Here is a 6,726-nt window from a genome sequence, read left to right as displayed (position 1 = left end):
AGGGAGTTAGAAATGTAAGCTTTGAGGGGGATACCGGGTTTCTATATAAGGCTAACCTTTCCCTTAGAACTGCTTTGAAAGTGTTGAAACCCATCTGCCATTTTAAGGTTTTTAATGAAAAACAGCTTTACAGGAACATTTACCAAATAGATTGGTCTGATTATTTTGATGCCGATAAGACCTTTGCGTTTGATACTACAATGAATTCTGAGGTATTTAATAATTCTTTATTCGTTTCACAAAGAGCCAAGGACGGTCTTGTGGATAAGTTTAGGGATACTGAGCGTACTAGACCATCCGTGAACACCGCTTCCCCAGATATCATAATCAATATCCATATCCATAGGAACGATTGCACTGTTTCCTTGGATAGCTCTGGAAGTTCCCTGCACCAACGTGGTTATAGGGCCTCAACCAATATTGCCCCGATCAATGAGGTTTTGGCAGCTGGGGTTTTGTTGCTTACCGGCTGGGACGGAAGAAGTGATTTTTTGGACCCCATGTGCGGTAGTGGTACCTTATTGATTGAAGCCGCAATGATTGCCTGTAATATACCGGCGAATATCAATAGAAAATCATTCGCTTTTCAGCATTGGAACGATTTTGATGCCGGCCTTTTTGAGAAAATCCGGGATTCTAGACTCAATCAAACCAGGGAATTCCATTACAAAATATTTGGATTGGACAAAGCCCCCTCTGCGATAAGAAAAGCTCAGGAGAATATTGAAAATGCCAACCTATCAGAATACATACAACTAAAGCGAAACAATTTTTTCAAAGAAGCTAATCCTGCTGAAAACAAGGTGCACTTGGTATTTAATCCTCCTTATGGGGAGCGTTTATCCATAGATATGGCCGAATTTTATAAAAATATAGGCGATACACTTAAACAAACCTATGCCGGTATGGAAGCTTGGTTCATTACAGCAAACCTTCCAAGCTTAAAACATGTTGGATTAAGACCATCCAGAAAAATTAAACTGTACAATGGCCAATTAGAAGCGAGATTGGTGAAATATGAACTGTACCAAGGGAGCAAAAAGGGCAAATATCAAAACCATAAGATGTAAAATATGCTTATTTGCTTACGAACCTTTTTCCCAACTCAATTTACGGTTTCTTTTAATTTTGGTTTAATTTCCTTTGCTTTTTTGTAAAATGGCAAAAAGTAGGAAATAGAGTAGTTGTAACCAATACCAAAATTACTTCCGTCCGTTACCTTGTTAAAACCCGGTATCCAAAGGTTTGGAAAGTCCCCATCTGCAGAATCTGTTATCAAATACCCCAATCTTATAGAAATTCCTCCGTAAACATTGTTAAACAGCTTTGCCTTGGCCCCAATCACCAACTCTAACCAGGATGCAGTACGATTTCCAAATTCCTGCGGCGTATCATCCACCAATAAAAACGTATCGGGATTAAAGGTTCTATTGGATTCGTAAAACCGATAACTGTTCAGGGTTTGTGAAAATGTGCTAAAAGCATATCTCCCACCAATGGTGATAAGGTTCTGTTCTCCCTTCCAATTGGTATAGGTATTGTTGTCCACGCCAATTTTAATATAACTTCCATTGGTGGTGTAGTCGTAAAGATCAATCCCGTCCAAATCCTCTATTTGACTTTTTTTCTCATTGCCCACTTCTGCGGCCAAATATAATTTTTGAGTAAGCCTATAGTCCCCAACAAATTCAAATCCGCTATAATTGTCATCTAATGCAGATAGTATGGGCCTGCTTAGGTCTATACCCACACGGAGCCCATAGGATTCTTGTTGTATGCTGTCATTGGTGCTTTGCCCGTGGCTAAGGATGCTTCCCAGAATAAAGCATATAATGTTAATGGAATATCTTAACATGAATCATATTTGAATTCTCAATATCACTAGTAACGACATCTATCCTTTTTATCCAATCCGTATCGCTAACGTCCCTTAAGGTATCTAGTTGGTTATAGTTGGCCACAAAACCGCAGGCACGGGAAACAAAACTCCTATTCACCACATACGTGAACGCTACTGGATTTCCTTCTCCTGTTATGGTGGTGTTGCCATCTTCTTCGTTGAGTTGAGCATTTCTAATAAGTTGGAAGGAGGTGCGTGTGGTGTCGCTCCGTAGCGGAAACGCAATACTATCAACACTACTTATCGTATTTAAGAGGAGATTTCCCTGAATTTCGATGATACCCAAATTTTCCACATTTTTGGCAGTATTGTCATCTTCTGCATTGTCATCAAAAAAACCGACCACCAATAATGGGGTATCCCCTTCAACACAGATATCGTCCTTTTCGCATGAAGCCAAAAAAACGATAAAGTTTATTAGTATGACGGAAATTAGTATTCTCTTCATAGTTCCCTAGGGCTTACGCTTAGTGAGCAACACTACGTTTTCAACATGGTGCGTTTGCGGAAACATATCCACGGCCTGTGACTCAATTACGTTGTATTTTTCTTTCATCATTCCTAAATCCCTTGCTTGGGTAGCGCTGTTGCAACTTACATAAACGATTTTATCTGGCGCAACTTTTAACAGTTGTTCAACAACTAATTTATGCATCCCCACTCTAGGCGGATCTGTTATAATAACGTCCGGTGTGCCGTGAAGGTTGATAAATTGATCCGTAAACACGTTTTTCATATCTCCCACTGCAAAAACTGCATTGGTAATTTTGTTCTGTGTGGCGTTGTTTTTGGCGTCCTCTATGGCCTCAGGTACAGATTCTATACCAACAACCTTCTTTGCTTTTTTGGCCACAAATTGGGCAATGGTTCCCGTTCCAGTGTAGAGGTCATAAACGGTTTCGTTACCCGTAAGACCAGCAAAATCACGTACAATTTTATAAAGCTCATAAGCTTGCTCAGAGTTGGTCTGATAAAAAGATTTTGCATTGATTTTAAATCTAAGTCCTTCCATTTCCTCAAAAATATGGTCACGACCATGGTAACATACCACTTCTTGGTCATAAATGGAATCGTTTTGCTTTTGATTGATTATGTATTGCAAAGAGGTAATTTCCGGAAATTTGGTTTTTAGATGCTCTAACAGGAGTTCTCGTTCTTGTTGTAAATCTTCATAGAATTGGATGATTACCATAATTTCACCCGTGGACGCCGTTCGTATCATCATGGTACGGAGTAAACCGGATTGTCCTCTAAGGTTAAAGAAGGTAAGTTGGTTTGCCTCTGCAAAAGACTTTACCTCCAATCGTATGGCATTGGAGGGGTCTTCTTGAAGATGGCATTTTTTTATATCCAAAATCTTGTCCCACATTCCTGGAATGTGGAAGCCCAGGGCATTTTTATCCCCAATTGGCTGATCGGACTTAATTTCTTCAAGCGTTAGCCAGCGACTGTCAGAAAATGAAAATTCCATCTTGTTCCGGTAAAAGTACTGTTTCCTTGAGCCCAGTATAGGACGTGGTTTTGGCAATTCTAGCCCTCCTAGGCGCATCAGGTTGTTTTCAACTTCTTTTTGTTTGTAAAACAGTTGGTGTTCATACTGCATGTGCTGCCATTTACAGCCGCCACAGTTGCCAAAATGCTCACAGATTGGTAAAGTGCGTTTTTCCGATTTTTTATGAAAACGCGTGGCTATTCCTTCAAAGTAGGCCTTACGTTTTTTGGTAGTCTCAATATCTACGATATCCCCGGGGACGGCATTGGAAATAAAAATGACTCGCCCATCAGGTGCTTTGGCCACGGTTTTGCCTTTAGCTCCTGCGTCCAATACCTCAATATGTTCAAAAATTTGCTTTCTATTCTTCTTACGCATTTCGCAAAAGTAAGTAGATTTTAAACCTTTTCTTTCCGTACAAATAGGTAATTATTGTTTGGTCTAAGGTTAAAGCGATTATTCGTTTTCTAGGTTCGTAATAGGTATTTAGACCTAAGTATCGGTTACCTTGGTTAAGAAAAAAGGTAACGGTCTTTTTTGGTTTGTTTTGCGCTGTATTCCGGGATGATTTCCAATACAAAAGACCCCAATGGATTAGATTGGGGCCTCTATTTGATTATTACGTATTTTAAAGACTGACGCTTTATTTTTTGCCGCTGAATTTATCTAGGATTCTTTCCATTTGTTTGCCTGCCGCGGAACGGCCGCCCAAACCAAATGAAAGTGCTACCGTAATGGCTATGGTACCCAAAGTGATCCCAAAGGCTAGGTTGATAATATCGTCTGCCATACCTATGGTTTTTAAGCCCATGGCCAAAAATATAGCCAAAATTGCAGTTCTGATAATGGACGCTACAAACGCATTGTTTTCATTTTTAGAAAATGTATTCTTGGCAAGGACGGAAACCCAGTTGCCTATCATGATAATTACAAGTCCGAATAATATTTTGCCAGAAAGATGGGTTATCGTGGTCAAAACTTCTGTAAGTTGGGCGAATTCCAGTTTTTCAATAGCTGTCATCAATCCAAAAATGACAATAAAAAAGTAGACAATGTTTCCAATGGCTTTGGGTAGGTTTGTGTCTCCCGCCATGTGGTGTAAATGCATTTTTTCCGCAACTTGGTTCAAGTTCATCTTCTCTAGGATATCTTTTACCATTTGGGATAAAAATCTACCACCAATAACAAAAAGAATCAATATGAATACGGCAAGAAGAACCTTTGGTATGGCATCAAAAAACTGGGTTAATATGGAAGTTGCGGGAACGGAAATGGCATCCATATTTAAGATGTTGAGCGCGGAAATGAGCAAGGGAATGAAAATAAAAATAAATACGATTTTTTTAAGGACCCCGATAACGTCAAAATCCTCTGATATGCCCAGTTTGGGAACAAACTTTTGGATGGTACCACTAGACATCCCAACAAGTTCCGCAACTACAGAGGCCAGCATATACCCTATGTAGCCCACCAAACCGGCACCAATGATATTTGGAATAAAGGCCAAGAAACCGTCCAGTAAGTTTTTCACGGGGTCTAGCACGCTTTGCATACCTAATTTCTCAAGGGCCAGCATAAAAACAAATATCATCGCCAGAAAATAGATAAGTTTACCTATAAATTTGGATAAGGTGACCTTATCACTTTTCATCCTGTCATCAATGCCGGTTTTCTTGATTAGTTTGCTGGTTAGCCTTTTTAAAATTCCTGCCACAAACCAGCCAATTACAAGAATTAAAATTGCCCCAATTGTTGCAGGCATAAATTCACCTACGGAGCCGGAGATACTGCTCATCATGTTTTCTAAATATTCCATTTTTATAGTTTTACGGAGTTAGTGTTCTCTTAAGAACCATATTAATGGTAATGGTCACAATTGCCATGTAACTTAAAACCGCTAATTTTTAGATGGAGAAATATTTAGTAAATTCGCATCTCTACTAGGGATGATTTCTCTCCCACGCTGAATTTTCTCCCGACGGTTCGGGATTTGAAAGGATAAAGGTACAGCAGGAATGGTTATTTTATAAATTATTAAATGCTATTAAAATGGCTGTTTTACAACACATTACATCGCAGGAAGCGATAGATTTAGAAAACAAGTACGGTGCTCAGAACTACCATCCGCTACCGGTTGTTTTAAGTAGGGGAGAAGGGGTTTTTGTTTGGGATGTGGAGGGTAAAAAGTACTATGACTTTTTATCTGCTTATTCCGCGGTTAACCAAGGACACTGCCATCCCAAAATTATTAATGCATTAAAAAATCAGGCAGAGAATTTAACCTTGACTTCCCGTGCATTTTATAATGATATGCTGGGGAAGTATGAAAAATTTGCCACAGAGTTCTTTGGTTTTGACAAATTATTGCCCATGAACACCGGGGCAGAAGCTGTGGAGACCGCTTTAAAGTTAGCTAGAAAATGGGGGTATGAGAAAAAGGGTATACCTGCCAACAAGGCAAAAATCATTGTCTGCCAGAATAACTTTCATGGTAGGACCATTTCCATTATTTCGGCATCCAATGATCCTGTGGCCACTGAAAATTTTGGACCCTTTACCCCAGGTATGCTTTCCATTCGCTACAACGATATTGCCGCCCTGGCAGAAGCTCTAAAAGATGAACATGTCGCTGCATTTATGGTGGAACCCATACAGGGGGAAGCTGGTGTTTATGTGCCGGACGAAAATTATATAAAGGAAGCTTTTGAACTATGTAAGTCCAAGAACGTGCTTTTTATCGCAGATGAAGTGCAAACAGGGATTGCCCGTACGGGTCGTTTATTGGCCTCTTGTGGTAATTGTTCCTGCTCCGATAAGAATTGTTCTGGTGTCCCGGATGTAAAACCAGACGTTTTAATACTGGGCAAGGCCATTTCTGGTGGTGTTTTCCCAGTTTCTGCTGTCTTGGCCAACAATGATATCATGGAAGTGATACGCCCCGGAAACCATGGTTCCACATTTGGTGGCAACCCATTGGCTTGTGCGGTGGCCATCGCGGCCTTGGAAGTGGTGAAAGAAGAAAACTTAGCAGAAAACGCATTTCAACTAGGGGAACTTTTTAGAAGTGAAATGCAAAAACTTGTTGCCGAGACAGACCTAGTGCGTCTTGTCCGAGGGAAAGGCTTGTTGAACGCCATAGTCATCAATGATACGGAAGATAGTTCAACAGCCTGGAATATATGCGTCGCCCTAAAGGATAATGGTTTATTGGCAAAGCCTACCCATGGTAATATTATACGGTTTGCCCCACCCTTGGTAATGACTAAGGAGGAGCTACTGGATTGTATATCCATTATAAGAAAAACCATATTACAATTTAAGGCATAAAAAAATC

At 40.1% G+C, this 6,726-nt stretch carries 6 protein-coding genes (1 of these 6 running past the window's edge); 2 read left to right on the top strand and 4 right to left on the bottom strand.

What is annotated here, in order from left to right:
- Positions 1 to 1,070: the 3' portion of a THUMP domain-containing class I SAM-dependent RNA methyltransferase gene (locus tag I595_RS09215; RefSeq protein ID WP_054559151.1), read on the top strand. The gene continues 97 nt to the left of window position 1, outside the view; 1,070 of the gene's 1,167 nt are visible here — the last part of the coding sequence; its start codon lies off the left edge, out of view; the stop codon is at positions 1,068 to 1,070.
- 35 nt (positions 1,071 to 1,105) lie between these two features.
- On the opposite strand, the gene I595_RS09210 is transcribed toward I595_RS09215, so the two are convergent.
- The 4 genes from I595_RS09210 to I595_RS09195 all read right to left on the bottom strand — a co-directional run bounded on the left by I595_RS09210 (position 1,106) and on the right by I595_RS09195 (position 5,208).
- The gene (locus I595_RS09210) at positions 1,106 to 1,855 is read right to left on the bottom strand and encodes a DUF6048 family protein (protein ID WP_054559150.1); all 750 of its coding nucleotides are present in this window, start codon (positions 1,853 to 1,855) and stop codon (positions 1,106 to 1,108) included.
- The gene (locus tag I595_RS09205; protein ID WP_054559149.1) at positions 1,836 to 2,348 is read right to left on the bottom strand and encodes a DUF6452 family protein; all 513 of its coding nucleotides are present in this window, start codon (positions 2,346 to 2,348) and stop codon (positions 1,836 to 1,838) included. Before I595_RS09205 ends, I595_RS09210 begins: the two co-directional genes overlap by 20 nt.
- A 6-nt stretch (positions 2,349 to 2,354) precedes the next feature.
- Positions 2,355 to 3,770 carry a 23S rRNA (uracil(1939)-C(5))-methyltransferase RlmD gene (gene rlmD, locus I595_RS09200; RefSeq protein WP_054559148.1) on the bottom strand — a complete coding sequence of 472 codons (1,416 nt, stop codon included), beginning with the start codon at positions 3,768 to 3,770 and terminating at the stop codon, positions 2,355 to 2,357.
- A 265-nt stretch (positions 3,771 to 4,035) separates the two neighbouring features.
- Positions 4,036 to 5,208 carry a mechanosensitive ion channel gene (locus tag I595_RS09195; RefSeq protein WP_054559147.1) on the bottom strand — a complete coding sequence of 391 codons (1,173 nt, stop codon included), beginning with the start codon at positions 5,206 to 5,208 and terminating at the stop codon, positions 4,036 to 4,038.
- A 233-nt stretch (positions 5,209 to 5,441) separates the two neighbouring features.
- Here I595_RS09195 and rocD point away from each other — a divergent pair, with 233 nt between their 5' ends.
- Positions 5,442 to 6,719, top strand: a complete 1,278-nt coding sequence (rocD, locus tag I595_RS09190) for an ornithine--oxo-acid transaminase (RefSeq protein WP_054559146.1) — start codon at positions 5,442 to 5,444, stop codon at positions 6,717 to 6,719.
- Positions 6,720 to 6,726: the final 7 nt, after the last annotated feature.

It is taken from the genome of Croceitalea dokdonensis DOKDO 023 (genome assembly GCF_001306415.1).
In the GTDB taxonomy this organism is placed as follows: domain Bacteria; phylum Bacteroidota; class Bacteroidia; order Flavobacteriales; family Flavobacteriaceae; genus Croceitalea; species Croceitalea dokdonensis.
The sequence above is the reverse complement of the archived record's forward strand: the minus strand, read 5'-3'. Positions and strand labels throughout refer to the sequence as shown.